General features: G+C 70.5%; 23 protein-coding genes. 14 read left to right on the forward strand and 9 right to left on the reverse strand.

Going from position 1 to position 18,243, the window contains the following annotated elements:
• Positions 1-15 precede the first annotated feature (15 nt).
• The 3 genes from ETP66_RS05215 (at position 16) to ETP66_RS05225 (ending at position 2,516) form a co-directional block, all read left to right on the forward strand.
• Positions 16-1,062, forward strand: coding sequence for a glucose-1-phosphate thymidylyltransferase (locus ETP66_RS05215; protein ID WP_130841277.1), 1,047 nt, complete (start codon positions 16-18; stop codon positions 1,060-1,062).
• Positions 1,063-1,117: 55 nt separating this feature from the next.
• Positions 1,118-2,005 (forward strand): biotin--[acetyl-CoA-carboxylase] ligase, encoded by an 888-nt coding sequence (locus ETP66_RS05220; RefSeq protein ID WP_130841278.1) that lies wholly within the window; start codon positions 1,118-1,120, stop codon positions 2,003-2,005.
• A gap of 67 nt (positions 2,006-2,072) precedes the next feature.
• A complete protein-coding gene (locus ETP66_RS05225) occupies positions 2,073-2,516 on the forward strand; it encodes a DUF2203 domain-containing protein (protein WP_130841280.1) in 444 nt (147 codons plus the stop codon).
• Here the strand turns inward: ETP66_RS05225 and ETP66_RS05230 are convergent.
• From ETP66_RS05230 to ETP66_RS05245, 4 genes are all read right to left on the reverse strand, one after another.
• A complete protein-coding gene (locus ETP66_RS05230) occupies positions 2,461-2,859 on the reverse strand; it encodes a metallopeptidase family protein (RefSeq protein WP_130841282.1) in 399 nt (132 codons plus the stop codon). The two genes, ETP66_RS05225 and ETP66_RS05230, sit on opposite strands and share 56 nt — an antisense overlap.
• Complete coding sequence (locus tag ETP66_RS05235) at positions 2,856-3,269, reverse strand: 23S rRNA (pseudouridine(1915)-N(3))-methyltransferase RlmH (RefSeq protein ID WP_130841284.1); 414 nt, start codon at positions 3,267-3,269, stop codon at positions 2,856-2,858. The genes ETP66_RS05230 and ETP66_RS05235 overlap by 4 nt, the downstream gene beginning before the upstream one ends.
• 8 nt (positions 3,270-3,277) lie before the next feature.
• Positions 3,278-4,639 (reverse strand): serine hydrolase domain-containing protein, encoded by a 1,362-nt coding sequence (locus ETP66_RS05240; protein ID WP_161569067.1) that lies wholly within the window; start codon positions 4,637-4,639, stop codon positions 3,278-3,280.
• 172 nt (positions 4,640-4,811) lie between these two features.
• Positions 4,812-5,345 carry an LLM class flavin-dependent oxidoreductase gene (locus ETP66_RS05245; protein ID WP_236630099.1) on the reverse strand — a complete coding sequence of 178 codons (534 nt, stop codon included), beginning with the start codon at positions 5,343-5,345 and terminating at the stop codon, positions 4,812-4,814.
• Positions 5,346-5,719: 374 nt separating this feature from the next.
• Between ETP66_RS05245 and ETP66_RS12535 the strand changes: the two genes are divergently transcribed.
• The 9 genes from ETP66_RS12535 to sat all read left to right on the forward strand — a co-directional run bounded on the left by ETP66_RS12535 (position 5,720) and on the right by sat (position 12,833).
• On the forward strand, positions 5,720-5,926 hold the full coding sequence (locus tag ETP66_RS12535) for a winged helix-turn-helix domain-containing protein (RefSeq protein ID WP_430731875.1): 207 nt from the start codon (positions 5,720-5,722) through the stop codon (positions 5,924-5,926).
• 223 nt (positions 5,927-6,149) lie between these two features.
• Positions 6,150-6,314: a hypothetical protein gene (locus ETP66_RS11925; protein WP_161569069.1), complete on the forward strand. Its 165-nt coding sequence runs from the start codon at positions 6,150-6,152 to the stop codon at positions 6,312-6,314.
• A gap of 199 nt (positions 6,315-6,513) precedes the next feature.
• Positions 6,514-8,244, forward strand: a complete 1,731-nt coding sequence (locus tag ETP66_RS05260; RefSeq protein WP_130841288.1) for a nitrite/sulfite reductase — start codon at positions 6,514-6,516, stop codon at positions 8,242-8,244.
• A gap of 12 nt (positions 8,245-8,256) precedes the next feature.
• Positions 8,257-9,015, forward strand: a complete 759-nt coding sequence (locus tag ETP66_RS05265; RefSeq protein WP_130841290.1) for a uroporphyrinogen-III synthase — start codon at positions 8,257-8,259, stop codon at positions 9,013-9,015.
• Positions 9,012-9,671, forward strand: coding sequence for a precorrin-2 dehydrogenase/sirohydrochlorin ferrochelatase family protein (locus ETP66_RS05270; RefSeq protein ID WP_130841292.1), 660 nt, complete (start codon positions 9,012-9,014; stop codon positions 9,669-9,671). Before ETP66_RS05265 ends, ETP66_RS05270 begins: the two co-directional genes overlap by 4 nt.
• Positions 9,659-10,327: a phosphoadenylyl-sulfate reductase gene (locus tag ETP66_RS05275; protein WP_130841294.1), complete on the forward strand. Its 669-nt coding sequence runs from the start codon at positions 9,659-9,661 to the stop codon at positions 10,325-10,327. The genes ETP66_RS05270 and ETP66_RS05275 overlap by 13 nt, the downstream gene beginning before the upstream one ends.
• Complete coding sequence (locus tag ETP66_RS05280; RefSeq protein ID WP_130841296.1) at positions 10,328-11,080, forward strand: TSUP family transporter; 753 nt, start codon at positions 10,328-10,330, stop codon at positions 11,078-11,080.
• Positions 11,059-11,787: a uroporphyrinogen-III C-methyltransferase gene (gene cobA / locus ETP66_RS05285; RefSeq protein ID WP_130841298.1), complete on the forward strand. Its 729-nt coding sequence runs from the start codon at positions 11,059-11,061 to the stop codon at positions 11,785-11,787. The genes ETP66_RS05280 and cobA overlap by 22 nt, the downstream gene beginning before the upstream one ends.
• Positions 11,784-12,833, forward strand: a complete 1,050-nt coding sequence (sat, locus tag ETP66_RS05290; protein WP_130841300.1) for a sulfate adenylyltransferase — start codon at positions 11,784-11,786, stop codon at positions 12,831-12,833. Before cobA ends, sat begins: the two co-directional genes overlap by 4 nt.
• A 15-nt stretch (positions 12,834-12,848) precedes the next feature.
• Here the strand turns inward: sat and ETP66_RS05295 are convergent, their stop codons facing one another.
• The 5 genes from ETP66_RS05295 to cobT form a co-directional block, all read right to left on the reverse strand.
• Positions 12,849-14,180 (reverse strand): cobyrinic acid a,c-diamide synthase CobB, encoded by a 1,332-nt coding sequence (locus ETP66_RS05295; RefSeq protein WP_130841301.1) that lies wholly within the window; start codon positions 14,178-14,180, stop codon positions 12,849-12,851.
• Positions 14,167-14,493 carry a hypothetical protein gene (locus tag ETP66_RS05300; RefSeq protein ID WP_130841303.1) on the reverse strand — a complete coding sequence of 109 codons (327 nt, stop codon included), beginning with the start codon at positions 14,491-14,493 and terminating at the stop codon, positions 14,167-14,169. The genes ETP66_RS05295 and ETP66_RS05300 overlap by 14 nt, the downstream gene beginning before the upstream one ends.
• 70 nt (positions 14,494-14,563) lie before the next feature.
• Positions 14,564-15,127 (reverse strand): cob(I)yrinic acid a,c-diamide adenosyltransferase, encoded by a 564-nt coding sequence (gene cobO / locus ETP66_RS05305; RefSeq protein ID WP_130841305.1) that lies wholly within the window; start codon positions 15,125-15,127, stop codon positions 14,564-14,566.
• A complete protein-coding gene (locus ETP66_RS05310) occupies positions 15,106-15,804 on the reverse strand; it encodes an adenosylcobinamide-GDP ribazoletransferase (protein ID WP_130841307.1) in 699 nt (232 codons plus the stop codon). The genes cobO and ETP66_RS05310 overlap by 22 nt, the downstream gene beginning before the upstream one ends.
• Positions 15,805-15,807: 3 nt before the next feature.
• On the reverse strand, positions 15,808-16,821 hold the full coding sequence (gene cobT, locus ETP66_RS05315; protein WP_130841309.1) for a nicotinate-nucleotide--dimethylbenzimidazole phosphoribosyltransferase: 1,014 nt from the start codon (positions 16,819-16,821) through the stop codon (positions 15,808-15,810).
• 25 nt (positions 16,822-16,846) lie between these two features.
• Here cobT and ETP66_RS05320 point away from each other — a divergent pair, with 25 nt between their 5' ends.
• Both ETP66_RS05320 and cbiB read left to right on the forward strand, forming a co-directional pair.
• Positions 16,847-17,365 carry a histidine phosphatase family protein gene (locus ETP66_RS05320; RefSeq protein WP_130841310.1) on the forward strand — a complete coding sequence of 173 codons (519 nt, stop codon included), beginning with the start codon at positions 16,847-16,849 and terminating at the stop codon, positions 17,363-17,365.
• A complete protein-coding gene (gene cbiB / locus ETP66_RS05325; RefSeq protein ID WP_130841312.1) occupies positions 17,362-18,219 on the forward strand; it encodes an adenosylcobinamide-phosphate synthase CbiB in 858 nt (285 codons plus the stop codon). The genes ETP66_RS05320 and cbiB overlap by 4 nt, the downstream gene beginning before the upstream one ends.
• Positions 18,220-18,243 lie beyond the last annotated feature (24 nt).

An 18,243-nucleotide genomic window follows, 5' to 3' on the forward strand; every position in this document is an offset into this window, starting at 1 on the left:
GGTATGCTTGGGGGCATGAAGGGTCTGATCCTGGCCGCCGGGCGGGGGACCCGGCTCCGCCCCCTCACCCACACCCGGCCCAAGCCGGTGATCCGGGTGGCGGGGCGGCCCATCCTCCACTATGCGGTGGAGAACCTGCGGGAAGCGGGGGTAGAGGAGATCGGGGTGGTGGTCTCCCCGGAGACGGAGAAGGACATCCGGGAAGCCCTTGCCGGCTACCCGGTGCGCTACATCCTCCAGGAAGAGCCCCAGGGCCTGGCCCACGCGGTGGCGGTGGCCCAGGGCTTCCTGGGCCCAAGCCCCTTCGTCCTCTACCTGGGGGACAACCTCTTCCAGAGGGGCATCGGCCGCTTCCTCGGGGCCTTCCGCGAGGGGGTGAGCGCGGTGATCGCCCTGGTGCGGGTGGAAGACCCCCGGCAGTTCGGGGTGGCCCTCCTGGAGGGGGAACGGGTGGTGCGCCTCCTGGAGAAGCCCCAGGATCCCCCCTCGGACCTGGCGGTGGCCGGGGTCTACGTCTTCACCCCCGAGGTCTTCCCCGTGATCGGGGACCTCAAGCCCTCGGCCCGGGGGGAGTACGAGATCACCGACGCCATCCAGGGGCTCATCGACCGGGGGAAGCGGGTGGTGGGGGTGGAGGTGGAGGGCTGGTGGAAGGACACCGGCCGCCCCAAGGACCTCTTAGACGCCAACCGCCTCCTCCTGGAGGAGCTCTCCCCCCGGGTGGAGGGGGAGGTGGAGGGGAGCGAGCTCACGGGCCGGGTGGTGGTGGAGCGGGGGGCCCGGGTGGTGGGGAGCACGGTGATCGGCCCGGCCTTCATCGGGGAGGGGGCGGTGGTGGAGGGGGCCTATGTGGGCCCCTTCACCTCCATAGGGCCGGGGGCGCGGGTGGTGCGCTCGGAGGTGGAGTACTCCATCCTCGAGGACCAGGCGGTCCTAGAAGATGTGGCCCCGCGCCTCCAGGAGAGCATCCTAGGGGTGAGGGCCGAGGTGAAAAGCCGCAACGGCCTTCCCCGGGCCCACCGCCTCATCCTGGGGGACCTCTCCCAGGTGGAGCTGGCCTGAGGCCACCCCGGCCGGGCGCGGGCTCCGGTCGCAAACGGATGGAAAACCCCGCAGCATGGCCCGCCTTTTAGACCTCCTCACGGAAGGCTTCCAGAGCGGCGAGGCCCTGGCCCGGAGGCTGGGGGTGAGCCGCCAGGCGGTGTCCAAGGAGGCCAGAAGGCTCCAGGCCGAGGGCTTCCCGGTGGAGGTGGGCCCGCAGGGCTACCGCATCCTCCCCGGCACCCCCCTCCCCCACCTCTTCCAGCCCAGAGGCCGCCTGGGAAGGCCCTACCGCTACCTGGGCCGGGTGGAGAGCACCCAGGACGTGCTCAAGGCCTGGGCGGAGGCGGGGGCCCCCGAGGGGGCCCTGGTCCTGGCCGAGGTCCAGGAAAAGGGGCGGGGAAGGCGGGGAAGGCCCTGGGCGAGCCGCCCCGGAGGAAGCCTCACCTTCTCCCTGCTCCTCAGGCCCCTCCTCCCCCTTCCCGCCCTGGGACCCCTCCCCCTCCTCGCCGGCCTGGCCCTCTTCGAGGCCGCGGGGGTGGGGGGGCTCAAGTGGCCCAACGACCTCCTGGCCCCGGACGGCCGCAAGATGGCGGGGATCCTCCTCGAGGCCAAGGCCGAGGGGGAGGAGGTGGCCTACGTCCTCCTGGGGGTGGGGGTGAACGTGGCCTGGGCCCCGCAAGGGGCAGCCGCCCTCGGGGAGTTCTCCCCCCGCTCCCGCCGGGAGGTGCTGGAGGGGTTTTTGGAGCGGCTGGAAACCCTCCTGCCCCTCCTGGAACGGCCCGAAGCCCTCCTCCCCCGCTACCGCCAGGCCTCCTGCACCCTGGGGCGCTGGGTGCGGGTGCATACCCCCAAGGGGCCGGTGGAGGGGGTGGCGGAGGCGGTCCTCCCCGACGGGAGCCTCCAGGTGGGGGGGGTGCGGGTGGGGGCGGGGGAGGTGGAGCTGTGGGCTGCCCCGCCCTAGGGGGCCCCAAGCCTGAGTGTCTCAGGCTTAGATTTTCCTAAGCATCTGTGCTAGGATAGGGGCAGGTATGTTCGCCCGCATCTTCACCAAGGAGGAGGCCGACGCCCTCCTGCCCGAGCTGCGGCGGGTCCTGGCCCAGATGCGGCAGGCCCAGAGGGAGCTCCGGGAGGTCCAGGCCCAGCTTCCCGAGGCCCGGGGGCTCGCCAGGCGGGCCTTGGAGGAGGAGGCCCGCTTTCTCCTGGGCTCCCTGGAGGCCGATGCCCGCTACCTGGCCTCCTTAGGGGTCTTCCTCCAGGACCCGGAGCGGGGCCTGGTGGACTTCCCCGCCCGCATCGGGGGGGAGGTGGTCTTCCTCTGCTGGCAGGAGGGGGAGCCGGAGGTGGCCCACTACCACCCCCTCTCCGGGGGGTTCGCCCAGCGGCGGCCCCTAAAGGCGGCGGGGGAGGGAAAGGGGGCTAGCGGCCTCCCTCCCCGGGAGGGGCGCCCCGGCGAAAGGCGTCCAGGCGCCTGAGGTCCTCCTGGACGAGGTCGTCCCGGCCCGCCAGGGACTCCAGGTGGTGCCGGAGTTCGTGGAGGAGGGTTTCCCACACCTCCCCCTCCCAGTCGAAGCCCGGGCCCGCCACCTCCAGGAAGGAGCCGTAGTAGAGGGCGATGTGCCGCCCCAGGCCCTCGAAGCCCCCAAAACTGGTGGGGGGCCCCGGGTCCAGGTACTCCCCCAGGCGCCACACCCCGGGGACCCCCGGCTCGGGCTTGGCCTGGGGCAGGACATGCACCCCCTGAAGCCCCCGCTTGAAGGCCTCGGGGACCTCCCCCCAAAGCCGCTCCACCAGGTTCAAAAAGGCCTCGTAGGTCATGGCCGGTGGTAGGGGTGGCCCGCCCTCAGGGTGAGGAGGCGGTAGAGCTGCTCCAGGAGGACCAGGAGGGCCAGCTCGTGCTGCAGGGTGAGGGGGGAGAGGGCGAGGAGGAGGTCCGCCCGCTCCCGGACGGCCTGGGGGTGCCCCTCCGCTCCCCCCACCAGGAAGGCCACCCGCTCCCCCTCCCAGCCCCGGAAGACCCGGTAGAGCTCCGCCGTGGTGAAAAGACTCCCCCCCTCGTCCAGGACCACCTTGCGGTACCCCTCCGCCTTGGGAAGCAGCCCCCCCGGCTCGCGGACGAAGAGGATCTCCAGGGGAGCGTACCGCCCGATGCGCCCCGCGTACTCCTCCACCCCGAGCCGGGCGTAGGGGAGCCGGGGCCGGCCCACCGCCACCACCCGCAGGCGCATCCCCTCCCCTAGGCCAGCCCGCCCACCCGGCGGAGCTTGTAGCGCTCGTAGAGGAGGACGGGAGGGTCGGAAAGGCGCACCGCCACGGGCAGGGCCCGGTCCCCCAGGAGGGCCCGGAGGCGCACCTCCCCTTCCCCCAGGGCCTCCCAGGCCAGGAGGACGCTCTGGGGGGCCTCCCGGTCCTCCACCCGGAGCTCCACCCCCCCGGCCTGGGGCCGGAGGGTCACCCGCAGGGTGTCCCCGTAGGTGGCGTACAGGCCGAAGATCCGCTCCCCCAGGGCCTCCAGCCGGTAGAAGGGGAGGGCCTCCAGGGGCTCCCCCAGGAGGAGGGCCAAGGCGGCCTGGGCGATCTGGGCCAGGGGGTAGCCGGAGCCGTTGGCCAGCACCGCCACCCCAAGCCCCTCCTCGGGGAGGAAGGCCAGGTGGGCGGTGTAGACCAAAACGCTCCCCCCGTGCCCCACCAGGGTGCGGCCGAAGAAGGGCTGGACCATGAGGCCCAGGGCGTACTGGGCCGGGCCCAGGGGGCCGGGCCAAAGAGGCTCCCCGGGGACGGGAACCCGGGGGCGGAGGAGCTCCCGGTAGGCCTCCTCCCCCACCAGGGGAGCCCCTCGGCGGAGCCACATCCGCAGGTAAAGGGCCAGGTCCAAGGCGGTGCTCACCAGGGCCCCGTCGCTCCCCACCGCCATGGGAGCGGCCCGGCCCGGGCGGGGCCGTCCCTCCGGGGGGACCAGGTAGGGGGTGGCCAGCTCAGGGGCCTCCTCCCCCAAAAACCCCGTGGCCTCCATGCCCAGGGGCTTCAGGACCCGCTCCCGCAGGTACTCCCCGTAGGACAGGCCGGAAAGCTCCTGGATGATCCCCCCGAGGAGGACATACCCCTCGTTGAGGTAGAACCAGCGCTCCCCAGGGCGGGCCTCGGCCCAGCCCTCGGCCCCGTTCAGCCAGGCCACGAAGTCCGCCACCGCGGCCAGGGCCAGGGGCCTTCCCCCGGTGCCCTGGTCGTAGCGGATCTCCGCCTCGGCGTAGGCCAGGGCGGGGATCCCCGAGGTGTGGGCCAGGAGGTGCTCCACCCGGACGGGCTCCCCGAAGGGGCGCACCCTGAGGGGCAGGAAGCGCTCCACGGGGTCCTCCAGGGAGAGCTTTCCCTCCTCCACCAGCTGCATCAGGGCCAAGGCGGTGAAGGACTTGGTGACGCTGCCGATGCCGTAGCGGGTGGTGGGGGTGGCGGGGAGCTTTCGCTCCAGGTCGCGGAAGCCGAAGCCCCGGGCGTAGGCCACCTCCTCCCCCCGGACCACGGCCAGGCTCAGGCCGGGGAGCCGGCTCCGCCGGAGCCTCTCCCGGACGAAGGCCTCCAGGGTCTCCCAAGGTGCCACGGCCACCTCCTTCCGGGCCATCCTACCACGGCCCGGGGGCCTGGCCCGCCAGGGCCTTCCGCACCCGGGGGAGCACCTCCGCCCCCAGGAGCTCGAGGGCCCGGAGGACCTTGCGGTGGGGCAGGGCGCCCACGGTGGGCTGCAGGAGGAGCTTTTCCGGGCGGAAGAGCTCCTACCAGCACAGGGCCTTCTCCACCGCCCGCAGGGGGTCGCCGATGCAGTCCGCCCCCGCCAGGCCCCGGGGTCGGGCGAAGCACCTGGGTTCCAGGGGCCGCCGGCCCCGCCCCCGGCCGAGGCGGCGCATCGCCTCCAGGAAGGCGGGGGCGGCGAGGCACAGGGCCTCCCCGTCCTCCTCTGCCAGGAAGCCGTGGGCTGCCGGGGCCAGGCGGGGGGTGTGGCCCCGGGCCGCCTCCCGGTAGGGCTCGGCGATGGGCAGGAACCGCCGGGATCCCCCCGATGACGGCCAGGACCAGGGGCAGACCCAGCTCCCCCGCCCGTACCGCCGACCCCGGGGCGCCCCCGGCAGCCACCCAGAGGGGGTCCAGGGCGGTACCCGGACGGGGTCCTCGGAACCCAGCGCCACCGCGGCGCTGGCCAGGCGGATCCTCCGGGTGCGGGCGGCTAAGGCGGCGAGGACCACCGCCGGGGCCGAGACCGCGTACCCCTCCCGGTGGGGCTCCCCCACGGCAAAGACCGCGAGCCCCACCCCCACAGCTCCCCCAGCACCCCCTGCCAGGCCAGGGCCTTCTCCCCGGGGAAGAGCCAGTAGCCCAGCAGCCTTCTCTCCCCCTCATACCCTTTCCTGTAGTACCCCTCTTCCATGCCCCAGGTAGCCCGCCACCTGACCTTGAGGGAACTGGAGCGGAGGTACAAAAAGGCCAAGGACCTGGTGGAAAAGACCTGCTTGCAAGCGGTCTATCACGCAGCCAGGGGCCTCTCCGCCAAGGAGATCGCCCGCATTACCCTGCAGACCCCCGCTGGGTGCACGCCGCCCTGCGCCGGTAGGGCCTCCTGGGCCCCGAGGCCCTGCGGGATGGGCGGCACAGCAACCCCGGAGCCCGGCCCAAGCTCTGGCGGCGGGTGGCGGAGCATCTGGGGAAGCGGCTTTCCCTGGTCACGAGCGGAGCTCGTATCTTGACCCCCATCTACCGCCTACTCCACGAGGCGGGGTTTGCCCTGCGGGTACCGCGGCCGGTGCACCGGAAGGCGGAGAGGAAGGCACAGGAGGCGTTTAAAAGGGGCTCCGGCGGGAGGTGGAGGCGGCCCGGGCCGAGGGGCGCAGGGTGAGGGTGTTTGCCTACGATGAGCACCGGTTGGGGCTGAAGCCGGTGTACCGGCGGGTGTGGGCCCGGCGGGGGGAGAGGCCTAAGGCGGTGGTGGCGCACCGGTACCGGTGGTCTTACCTGTGCCCCTTGCAAGATAGCCCTGCGGGCTGACGTGGAGCCGGAGACGGGGGAAGCTTTGAGCCTTTTGGGGGACGGGGTGGCCCCTGTCCCCGAGGGTGGAGCGGGTGTGGCCTTTGGTGAACGAGGCGGTGGCGAACCGGTACTTTGTGGACCTGGAGGCCCTGATGGAGGCGGTGGAGAGGCGGTGGTTGGTGCTGCAGGGGGACTGGGAGCTCCTCAGGAGGCACACCCTCTTCCACTGGTGGCCCCGGGAGAAGGGTTCAGCGTAAAAGGGTATGAGAGGGATGGTCCCTACCTGCTCCTGAGGGGGCTGGTGCGGCTTCTCAACCACCTGGCCACCCGGGAGTTCCTGGAGGGGGAAGGAGGGGGAGGAAGTTATGGGTAAAGCCCTGCTACATACCCTTGACTTTCATAGGCTCAATGGTATATCATCCCCGGCAATCCCCGGAGAGGGGGAAAGGAGGCAGGATGGCAGGGCTGAGCGCTGAAGTGGAAGCCGAAATCCGGCATCTGGAGGCCATGATCGCCCGCCTCGAGGCGGGGGAGGAGGACCCCGAGGACTTCCGGGTCTTCCGGCTGAAAAACGGGATTTACGGCATCCGGGGCAGACCCGAACACCACATGATCCGGATCAAGCTTCCTGTGGGGCGGGTCAGCACCGAGGCCCTGAGGGTTCTGGCCGACGTGGCCGAGCGTTACACGGAAAACCGGTTGGCCCACGTGACCACCCGTCAGGCGGTCCAGCTCCACCACGTGCACCGCCAGGACGTACCCAAGGTCCTCCGTGCGGTCAACACCGTGGGCCTCACCACCCGGGAAGCTTGCGGTCACTCCATCCGGGCCATCACCTGCTGCCCCTTCGCCGGTGTCTCCCCGGAGGAACCCTTTGACGTAACCCCTTACGCAGAGGTCGCCTACCGCTACTTCCTCCGCCACCCGGTGGGCCAGAACCTGCCCCGCAAGTTCAAGATCGCCTTCGAAGGGTGCGCCACGGACCACGCCCGCACTTCCATCCACGACATCGGCGTGGTGGCGGCCAAGGAAGGGGAGCGGAGGGGCTTCCGCCTCTATGTGGGCGGTGGGCTCGGAGCTGCCCCCATGAGCGCGGAGCTCTTAGAGCCCTTCACCCCCGAGGAGGAGCTCCTCCCCACCATGCTGGCCATCCTCCGGCTCTTCGACCGCTACGGCAACCGTAAGGTGCTCACCCAGGCCCGGCTCAAATTCCTGGTGAAGCGGTGGGGCATCGCCGCCTTCCGGGAAGCGGTGCGAGAGGAAAGGCGGCTGGTTAAGCTCACCGCCAGCGGCGAGGACCTCAAGGCCTGGCAACCCCCCCAGGATCCCCCATCCCCCGCCCTTCCTTCCCTACCGCGGAAGCCCTTCTCCTTCGCCCCGGGGTTTGACGAGTGGCGCCGCACCAACCTTTTCCGCCAAAAGCAGGCGGGCTTTTATACGGTCCTTATGCGCCTACCCCTGGGGGACATCACCCCGGAGGGCCTAAGGGCCCTGGCCGAGATCGCCGAAACCTACGCGGCCGAGGTGCGAAGCGCTATCAGCCAGAACCTCCTCTTGCGCTTCGTGCCTGAGGAAGCCTTGGGGGGGTTATACGAGTCCCTTTTGCAGGCAGGCTTGGCCCACCCCCAGGCCCACACCCTCTTGGACATTACCCGATGCCCTGGAGCCGACACCTGTAACCTGGCCATCACCCACTCCCGAGGGTTAGCCCAGGCCCTGGAGGCGCACCTTTCCACCTTGCCCTTGGCCCGCGACCCTGCGGTGCGCCCCCTGAGCCTGAAGATCTCCGGCTGCCCCAACGCCTGCGGCCAGCACCACATCGCGGACATCGGCTTCTACGGGGCAAGCCGCAAAGTGGAGGAACGGGAGGTGCCCCACTACACCCTGCTCCTGGGCGGGGGGACACGGGAAGGGGAGGCGCGCTTCGGCCAGGTGGTGGCCCGCATCCCTGCCCGGCGCACTCCCGAGGCGGTGGAGAGGATCCTGAGGCGCTACCAGGAGGAGCGGCAGCAGGGGGAAAGCTTCCAGGCCTTTTTGGACCGGGTGGGAGTGGCCTCTTTCAAGCCTCTCCTTGAAGATCTCCAAAGCATCCCCTCCTACGAGGAAGCCCCGGAGTATTACCAGGACCTAGGGGCGGAAGGAGAGGCCTTCCGGGTGCGGCTGGGCCGTGGGGAGTGCGCGGTGTAAGGGAGGTTAGGCATGCGCATCGCCTATGCCGGGCTTAGGAGGAAGGAAGAGTTCAAAGCCCTAGCGGAAAAGCTGGGCCTCACCCCCCTTCTCTTCCCCGTACAGGCCACGGAGAGGGTGCCCGTCCCCGAGTACCAGGACCACCTCCGGCAGCTGAAAGGGGGGGTGGACCTCTTCGTGGCCACCACAGGGGTTGGGGTAAGAGAACTGATGGAAGGAGGGCGGATTCTAGGACTGGACTTAAAGGGAAGCCTGGAAAAAGCCCTACGCCTGGCCCGGGGGGCCAAGGCCGCTCGGGCGCTCAGGGACCTAGGGCTTCCCCCTCATGGGGTAGGGGACGGAACCACGCCAAGCCTCCTCCCCCTCCTGCCCCAAGGGCCAGGGGTAGCGGCCCTGCAGCTTTACGGCAAGCCCTTACCTGCTCTGGAGCAGGTCTTGGAGAAAAGGGGCTACCGGGTCCTCTCCCTCATGCCCTACCGCCACCTGCCCGATATCCAGGGAATCCGCCTCTTGGAAAAGGCTATCCTCTCCCACCAGGTGGATGCGGTGGCCTTTGTGGCCGCCATCCAGGTGGAGTTCCTCTTGGAGGAGGCGGAGGACCCGGGGGCGCTAAGGCAGACTTTAAACGGTGAGGTGAGGGCCTTGGCCGTGGGCCGGGTTACCGCCGACGCCCTGAGGGAATGGGGGGTAAGACCCTTTTACGTGGATGAAAAGGAACGCTTGGGAAGCACGCTTCAGGGGTTTTTGCGCTCAATACGAGGGGCGGCATGACCTACTTTCCCCTGATGCTGGACCTAAGGGATAGACCCGTTCTCCTCATCGCTGGGGGGCCGGAAACGGGGGCGAAGCTCACAAGCCTCCTCGAGGCCCAGGCCAAGGTAACGGTCCTAGCCGAAGCAAGGGACGCGGACCGCTGGAACCTGGCTGGCCTCGCCGAGGAGGGCAGGATCCGCTGGATTCCCCGGGGTTACCGGGAAGGGGATCTAGAGGGCTTTTACCTGGTGGTGAGCCACCCCAGGGACAAGGCCATCCACCCTCAGGTCAAGGTGGAGGCGGAGAGACGAAGGGTGTTTTTGGTAGCCGTGGACGACCCGGAAAACGCCACCGCCATCCTTCCCGCTGTGGTGCGCCGAGGAGAACTGGTGCTGGCCCTTTCCACCTCCGGCGCCGCCCCCGCCTTGGCGGTACGGCTTAAGGAGCGCCTGCAGAAGCTCTTGGGCCCGGAATACAAGGAGCTCGTGGCCTACCTGCGCACCCTAAGGCCCACGCTCGCGGCAATCCCCGACTTTGAAGAGCGCAGGCGGCTTTGGTATCGCATCGTGGACCTGGCCCTCCACCAGCTGGACCTAGACCCCATAGGAGGCCTCCGTAGGGCCCAGGCGGAGGCGGAGGAAGCCCTGAGGGAGGTTTGCGTATGGACAAGGTAGAAGGAGCAAAAACCATCATACGGGAGGCGCTGGTCACCTGCACCCGTCCCTGCTTCACCTGCAGCTTTCAGGCAGAGGACGTGGTGGTTCTCCACCTTCTCCTAAGGGAAAGGCCGGATATCCCTGTCCTCTTCCTGGACACCGGCTACCACTTCCCCGAGGTCTACGCTTACCGGGATGCGCTTAAGGAGCGGTTGGGTTTCTACGTCATAAACTTAACCCCAAGCCTTTCCAAGGAAGAGCAAGAACGCCTTTACGGGAAGCTCTACGAGACTGACCCCACCCGCTGCTGCCAGATCCGCAAGGTAGAGCCCCTCTTCCAGGCCCTGGAGGGCTACGACGCCTGGTTTACCGGTCTCCGGCGGGAGCAATCCCCTACCCGGGCCCACCTAAAGCCCGTGGAGGAGGCTATCCTGCAAAGCGGCCACCGGCTGCAAAAGGTGAGCCCCCTTTACGACTGGACCCTGAAGGAGGTCTTCGCCTACCTGGCCGTGGCCGATCTGCCCCACCTACCCCTTTACGACCAGGGTTACCTCTCCATCGGCTGCGCTCCCTGTACGGCCAAGCCGTTGGATCCCCAGGATGCCCGCTCCGGCCGCTGGGCGGGCAAGGGCAAGCTGGAGTGCGGCATCCACCTGCACGCTAAGGAGGGGTAGATGGCCTTTCTCCTGGGCTTCCTCATCGCCTTGGCCATCGGGGTCACAGGGGTGGGCCAGGGCACCCTCACCGCTCCCCTCCTCATCCTCCTCCTGGGCCTGCCCCCCGAAGTGGCCGTGGGCACCGCCCTCCTCTTCGGAGCCCTCATCAAGGTGCCCGCCTCGGGGGTCTACCTCCTCCGGGGAGGGGTGGACCGGCGGGCCCTCGGGCTGCTCCTCCTGGGGGGCGGGCCTGGAGCCCTGCTGGGGGCCTTGGCCCTGGCCGCCTTCCGGGAGGCGCGGGACCTGGTCCTTCTCCTGGTGGGGCTCACCGTGGCCCTCTCCGCGGGCCTGGGGCTTCTGGGAAGCCTTCGCGGGCGGAAGGTGCGGGAGCGCCTACACCTTCTCCCGCCCGCGGCCTTGGGGATCGGCCTTATCACGGGCTTCTCCTCCGGGGGGACCGGGTCCTTGGGCAACCTCCTCCTCCTTCACACCACCCGGCTTCCCCCCCGACAGGTGGTGGGCACGATCCTCCTCTTCGGCCAGCTCCTGGCCCTCCTGGGCGGCGGGATACACCTGGGCTTCGGCCACGTGCACTCAGAACTCCTCCTTCCCCTAGTTCTGGGCGGCCTACTGGGGGCCTCTCTGGGCGCTTTCCTCTCCGCCTGGCTCCCCCCAAAACCCCTCAGGGTGGCCCTCCTCCTCTGGCTTCTGCTGGTGGGGAGCCAGCTGGCCTACCGCGGAGGGAGCGTATGGCTAAGGTCTATCTGGTAGGCGCCGGCCCCGGGGACCCCGAGCTCCTCACCCTTAAGGCCCATCGGCTCCTGAGGGGAGCCCCCGTGGTCCTCCACGATCGGCTGGTGGATGAAAGGATCCTCTCCCTGATAAGGGGGAAGTGGGTGGACGTGGGCAAGGAAGAAGGGGAAAGCGGGGTGCAGGAGGCCATCCACCGCCTGCTGCTCCGCTATGCCCAGGCCTACCCCTTCGTGGTCCGGCTTAAGGGCGGGGACCCCTTGGTCTTTGGAAGAGGGGGCGAGGAGGCCCTCTTCCTGGCCGCCCACGGGATAGGGGTCGAGGTAGTCCCGGGGGTGAGCAGCGTCTTGGCCACGGGGCTTCCCCTCACCCACCGAGGCCTGAGTTCGGGTTTCGCCGTGGTCCCCGGTGTCCTGGCAGGCGGGGCCTACCCGGACCTCCGCCCCTTTGCCCAGGTGCCCACCCTGGTGGTCCTCATGGGGGTGAAAAGGCGGGCTTGGATCGCTCAGGAGCTCATGCGGCTTGGGAGGAGCCCCGAAGAACCCAGCGTGTTTGTGGAAAGGGCCACCTCCCCCAAGGAGCGCCGGTTAAAGGCTGACCTGCGGGAGGTAGCGGAGGGGAAGGTGAAGGTGGCCTCCCCCGCGGTTTGGGTCATTGGGAAGGTGGCGGAGGTTTTTGCCGAGGTGGGGAGCGCACGGGCTTTAGCCATCGAGGAGGTGTCGCCATGAGGGAAACCCTACCCCAGATCCCCATCGGTGAGGACGAGAGGCTAGACCTGGAGAACCTGGCCACGGGAGCCTTCCACCCCCTGCAGGGCTTTTTGACTCAGGAGGAAACCTTATCCGTAGCCTATGAGATGCGGCTTCCTTCAGGGGAAGTCTGGACCATTCCCATCCTCCTCCAGCTCCGGGAGAAGCCCCGGGTGGGCAAGGAGGACCGGGTGGTCTTGGTGCACGGAGGAAACGCGGTGGCCGTCCTCCAGGTGGAAGACGCCTACGAGCTGGACCTAAGGGGCCTAGCCCGCAGGGTCTTTGGCACGGAAAGCGATGCACACCCCGGGGTCAGGAGGCTCTACGCCAAGGGGGCCTATGCCGTAGGGGGCAGGGTAGAGGTCCTGAGGTGGAGGCCTCGAGGGGCCCTGGAAAAGACCCCGGAGGAGGTGCGGACCTTTTCCCGGAAAATGGGGTGGCGGCGGGTAGTGGCCTTCCAGACCCGCAACGCCCCTCACCGGGCCCACGAGTACCTGATCCGGCTAGGCCTGGAGCTAGCCGATGGGGTCCTGGTCCACCCCATCCTGGGGGCCAAAAAGGAGGACGACTTCCCCACGGAAATTATCGTGAAGGCTTACCAGGCCCTCGTTGAGGGATTCCTGCCCCGGGACCGGGTAGCCCTCTTCGGCCTCGCTACCCCTATGCGCTACGCCGGGCCCAAGGAGGCGGTCTTCCACGCCCTGGTGCGCAAGAACTTCGGGGCCACCCACTTCTTGGTGGGCCGCGACCATGCGGGCGTGGGGGAGTTCTACGACCCTTACGCCGCCCACCGCATCTTTGACCAGCTTCCCCCCCTGGGGATCGAGATCGTGAAGGTAGGGGCTGTCTTCCACTGCCCCCTCTGCGGCGGAATGGCTTCGGAAAAGACCTGCCCCGACCACCACCGGGGAAGGCGGACCTCCATCAGCATGACCAAGGTGCGGTCCCTGCTGAGAGAAGGCAAGGCCCCGCCCCCCGAGCTGGTGCGGCCAGAACTCCTTCCCCTCCTCCAGGAAGGGGTGTAGGCGCTCCTAAAGGGCCTAACCGCCCCGGGGACCTCGAGGGCCACCCGCCCAGGCAAGAAGTCTCCTGGCCCCTTTCGGCCTTGCGGGCAGGTAGAGGTGGACGAAGCTGGCCAGGACCCGGCCGTCCGCGTACCCCTCCACCTCCTCTCCCCCCACCCGCCGCCAGGCGGGGCGCGGGGAGGGGGGAAGCCGGGCGTAGTGGAACTCGTGGCCCCGGTAGACCTCCCCCTTCCGGGCCACGGGGCTATCCCCGAGGGCCGCCACCTCCCGGTAGCCCAGAACGGGCCTCTCCGCCATCCGCGCCTCCCCGGGAACCCGGCCCACCATGGGGTAAAACCTCTCCCCCACCCAAAGCCCCTGGGCCAGGTACATGTAGCCCCCGCACTCCGCCACCATGGGCCCGGGAAAGCGGCGGATGGCCTCCCTCAGGGCCCGGTTTTCCGCCAGCCTCTCCGCGTGGAGCTCCGGGTACCCGCCCCCCAGGAGGAGGGCCTGGGCCTGGGGCAGGGTCTCGTCCTCCAGGGGGCTGAAGGGCAGGAGCTCCGCCCCCAGGGCCTCCAGAAGCTCCAGGGCCTCCGGGTAGTAGAAGCGGAAGGCCGCATCCCAGGCGTAGGCCACCCGGACCCGGGGCGGGCGCCTTTCCGGCAGGAAGGGGGGAACCCCGGGGAGGGGCGGGGCAGCCTGGGCCAGGCGGAGGAGGGCCTCCAGGTCCACCCGCAAGGCGCGCCGGAGGGCCAAGAGGGGCGGGCGCACCTCCCCCGCCAGGACCAGGCCCAGGTGCCTCTCCGGCATCCCCAGGGCCGGGTCCTGGGGGAGCCAGCCCAGAAGGGGCAGGCCCAGGGGGGCCAGGGCCTCCCGCAGGAGGGCCGCGTGCCCCTCGGAGCCCACCCGGTTGGCGAAAACCCCCACCACCTGGACCCTCGGGTCGTATTCCCTGAACCCCTTGGCCAAGGGGGCGATGGAGCCCGCCATGGCGGAGGCGTCCACCACCAGGACCACGGGGGCCTTTAGGAGCCTGGCCACCTGGGCGGTGGAGCCCACCCGGCCCTGGGGGTCCTTCCCGTCGAAGAGGCCCATGACCCCCTCGAGGAGGGCCAGGTCCGCTCCCCGGGCTCCGTGCCCGAAGAGGGCGAGGAGGCCCGTCTCCTCCAGGAAGAAGCCGTCCAGGTTGTAGGGCCTCCTCCCCGCCGCAGCCTCCAGGTGGGTGGGGTCCAGGTAGTCCGGCCCCACTTTGAAGGGCTGCACCTTAAGGCCCCGCTCCCTCAGGGCCAGGAGGAGGGCCAGGGCCACCGTGGTCTTCCCCGCCCCCGAGTGGGGGGCGGCGAGGAGGAGCCTAGGGAGCTTCATCCCCTCCCAGGCTACGCCACCAGTCCCGGTAGGGGGTGGCCTCCACCCGCCGGCCCGTCCAGTCCGGGCCCTCGCCCCACCAGGGCGTCCCCCGCTCCCCCAGGGCCCGCTTGGCCCGGTCCACCGCCTCCCGGGCCGCCCGCAGGGCCTCCCCGTCCCCCCGGCGCCGGGCCTCCCGCACCGCCCGGCGGGCCCGCATGAGCTCCCGCACCCAAAAGGCCCGCTCCTCCGGGGAGAGCCTGGGGTCCGTGCACCGCCAAAGCCTCCCCTGGGCCACGAAGTAGCGCCCGTCGGGGGTCACGGGGTAGCGCATGGCCCCAGGATACCTGGAGGGCCCACTCCGCGCTGTAACCCCCCTCTCCCCGCCATGGGCAAGGGGGGCCTCAGTGCTCGATCCCCCGCTGGGCGGGCACCCCCTGGTCGAAGGCGTGCTTCACCTTGCGCATCTCGGTGACGGTGTCCGCCAGGGCCAAAAGCGCCTCCGGAGCCCCCCGGCCCGTGACCACCACGTGCACGTGCCGGGGGCGGCTTCCCAAGGCTTCCAAAAACTCCTCCAAGGGGATCCAGCCGTAGCGCAGGGGGTAGGTGGCCTCGTCCAGGACCACCAGATCCCAATCCCCGGAGAGGAGGGCCGCCTTGGCCCGTTCCCACCCCTCCCGGGCCAGGAGGGCGGAGGCCTCGAGGTCGCGGCTTTTCCAGGTGAAGCCATCCCCCAGGCCCTCGATGGGGATGCCCAAGGCCTCAAAGGCCCGGTGCTCCCCGAAGCGGGCCCCCTGGTGCTTGAGGAACTGGAAGACGCGCACCCTAAGCCCCCGCCCGTGGGCCCTCAGGGCCAGGCCGAAGGCGGCGGTGCTCTTCCCCTTCCCGTCCCCCGTGTAGACCAAAAGGAGGCCCCGCCTTTCCCCTTCCGGCTTGGCGTAGGGCTTCACCCGCCTGGGGCTTTCCATAGGGCATAGCCTAGCAGGCCGGCAAGCTCCGAAAGGGCGATCATGGCCCCCAGCACGTCCCCATTCAGCCCCCCAAGCCTCCGCGCCGCCAGGTGGGCCACCCCCCAGGCCGCGAGGAGGACCAGGAGGGCGGGCAAGGGGTAGAGGGCGGGAAAGGGCCAGGCGAAAAGGAGACCCCAGGCCCAGGGCCCCCCGCGGACAAGCCCCGCCATGCCCGGGCCCAGGAGGGGGTAGCGGTGGAGGAAGAGGAGGATGGCGAAGCGGGCGAACCCGGGCAGGAGGAGGAGGAAGAGAGGCTCCCGGGCCAGGGCCAGGGCCTGCCAGAGGAGGAGGAGGTAGAGCCCCCCTACCCCGAAGGCGAAGGCCCCCAGGTGGGGGTCCTTGAGGAGGCGGAGCCGCTCCTCCCTGGGCCTTGCCCCGAGAAGGGCATCGGCGACGTCCAGAAGGCCATCCAGGTGCAGGAAGCCCGTGAGGCCGAGGAGGAGGGCCAGGGCCAGGGCGGCGAAGAGCCCCTCGGGGAGGGGGAGGATGGCCAGGAGGGCGAGGGGAAGCCCCAGGGCGTAGCCCGCCAGGGGGAAGAAGGGGGTGGTTTGGCGGAACTCCTCGGGGCGGGCCTCCTTGGGAGCCAAGGGGAAGACGGTGAGGAGGGCCAGGGCCAGGCGCAGGGTCCGCCACATGGACTAGAGGCGGTCGGAAACCCCTGCCTCCTCGAAGGTGGCCATGTGCAGGATGCGGGCCGCGGCCCGGAGGAGGGGCATGGCCAGCACCGCCCCCGTCCCCTCCCCCAGGGCCAGGTCCAGGTCCAGAAGGGGCCGGAGGTCCAGGGCCTCCAGGATGGGGCGGTGCCCGGGCTCCCGGGAGAGGTGGCCGGCGAAGAGGTTTTCCTTTAGGCCAGGCTCCAGCCGCCAGGCCAAAAGGGCCCCGGCGGAGACGGGAAACCCGTCCAGGACCAGGGGAAGCCCCGCCCGGTACCCCTCCAGGTACACCCCGGCGATGGCCAAAAGCTCCAAGCCCCCCACCTCCGCGGCCACCTCCAAAGGCGCCATCCCCGGGCGCAGGCGGGCGAGGGCCTTCGCCACCGCCTCCCGCTTGCGCTTTAGGCCCTCCTCCCCCACCCCCGTGCCCCGGCCCACCACCCTCTCCGGGGGGAGGCCCAGGAGGGCGGCGGTGAGGGCGGCCGCGGCGGTGGTGTTCCCGATGCCCATGTCCCCGGCGGCCAAGAGGGTGGCCCCTTCCGCGATGGCCCGCCGGGCGGCTTCCCGGCCCGCCTGGAGGGCCCTTTCCGCCTCCTCAAGGGTCATGGCCGCCTCCCGGGCCAGGTTGCCCGTTCCCTCCCGTACTTTGGCCCCGAGGAGCCGGGGGTGGTGGGGCAGCTCCCCCTTCACCCCCACGTCCAGGACGTACACCCGGCAATCGGCCACCTCGGCGAAGCGGTTGATGGCCGCCCCGCCCCGGAGGAAGTTGAGCACCATCTGATAGGTGACCTCCTGGGGGTAGGCGGAGACCCCCTCCGCCGCCACCCCGTGGTCGGCGGCGGCCACCACCACCGCCCCGGGGCCCAGCTCCGGCTGGACCCTTCCCTGGAGGGCGGCAAGCCTCAGGGCCACCTCCTCCAGGTGGCCCAGGGAACGGGGGGGTTTGGTGAGCCTCCCCATCCGCTCCCGGGCCGCCCGCAAAGCCTCCTGGCGCTCCATATGGGAAGGAGTATACGCTCTTGGCATGGAGCTCTGGCTGGTGCGCCACGGGGAGACCCTCTGGAACCGGGAGGGGAGGCTTCTGGGCTGGACGGACCTCCCCCTCACCCCCCTGGGGGAGGCCCAGGCCCGGGCCCTCAAGGGCAACCTCCCCCCTCTACCCGCCTACAGTTCCGATCTGAAGCGGGCCCTGCAAACCGCGCTTCTGGCGGGCTTCCAGCCCGTACCCACCCAAGCCCTGAGGGAAATCCACTTCGGGGTTTTGGAGGGTGCCCTTTGGGAAGGGCTTGAACCCCAGCACAAGGAAGCCCTCCTCCGCTTCCAAGGCTTCCATCCCCCAGAAGGGGAGAGCCTCGAGGGTTTCCAGGGAAGGGTCTTGCGCTTCCTGGAAGGCCTCACAGGCCCGGCCCTCCTCTTCACCCACGGCGGCGTCATCCGGGCCGCCCTAAGGGCCCTGGGGGAGGACGGCCTCGTGGCCCCGGGAAGCGGGGTGGTGGTGGACTGGCCGAGGCGGGTTCTGGACCGGGTGGCCCCAAGCCCGTGAGCCTCCTCCTGGCCCTCCTCCTGGACGGCCTCCTGGGGGAGCCCCCGGCCCGGTTCCACCCCGTGGTCCTCATGGGGCGGTACCTCTCCTGGGCCTGGCCCCGGGTGCGGGGGTTCGGGTCCGGGGCCCTCTACTGGGCCCTGGGGGCCTTCCTCTTCGCCTTGCCCGCCCTCCTCCTGGACCTCCTCCTCAGGCCCCTGGCCTGGGGCTGGGTGGCTTTGGGCCTCCTCCTCAAGCCCCTCTTCAGCCTGCGGATGCTCCTGGAGGAGGTGGCCGCGGTGGAGAGGGCCCTGGGGGAGGACCTCGAGGCCGCCCGGAGGCGGCTTTCCCGCATCGTGAGCCGCCCCACGGAGGGCCTCTCCCCCGAGGAGGTGCGGGAGGCGGCCCTGGAAAGCCTTGCGGAAAACCTCTCGGATAGCCTCCTCGCCCCCCTCCTCTACTACGCCCTCTTCGGCCTGGCGGGGGCCGCCCTCTACCGCTACGCCAACACCGCGGACGCCATGTGGGGCTACCCGGAGCACGGGGCCCGGGGGGCCTTCGCCGCCCGGGCGGACGACCTCCTGAACCTCCTCCCCGCCAGGCTTACGGGCCTCCTCCTCTGCCCCGTGGGGCTTTGGCCCCGCCTCCTGCGGGAGGCCCGCAAGACCCCCTCCCCCAACGCCGGCTACCCCATGGCCGCCCTGGCCCTGAGGCTCGGGGTGCGCCTGCGCAAGCGGGGAGCCTACGCCCTGAACCCCCGCTTTCCCTCCCCCACGGGGGAGGCGCTGCGGCGGGGCCTGTGGGCCGCGGGAGGGGTGGGGTACGGCCTCGGCCTGCTCCTGGGCGTCCTCACGGCCCTGGCGGGGCGGGGGTAGGGCTCCATAGCCCAGGCCAAGGTT

The sequence above is a fragment of the Thermus thermamylovorans genome (genome assembly GCF_004307015.1).
GTDB lineage: Bacteria > Deinococcota > Deinococci > Deinococcales > Thermaceae > Thermus > Thermus thermamylovorans.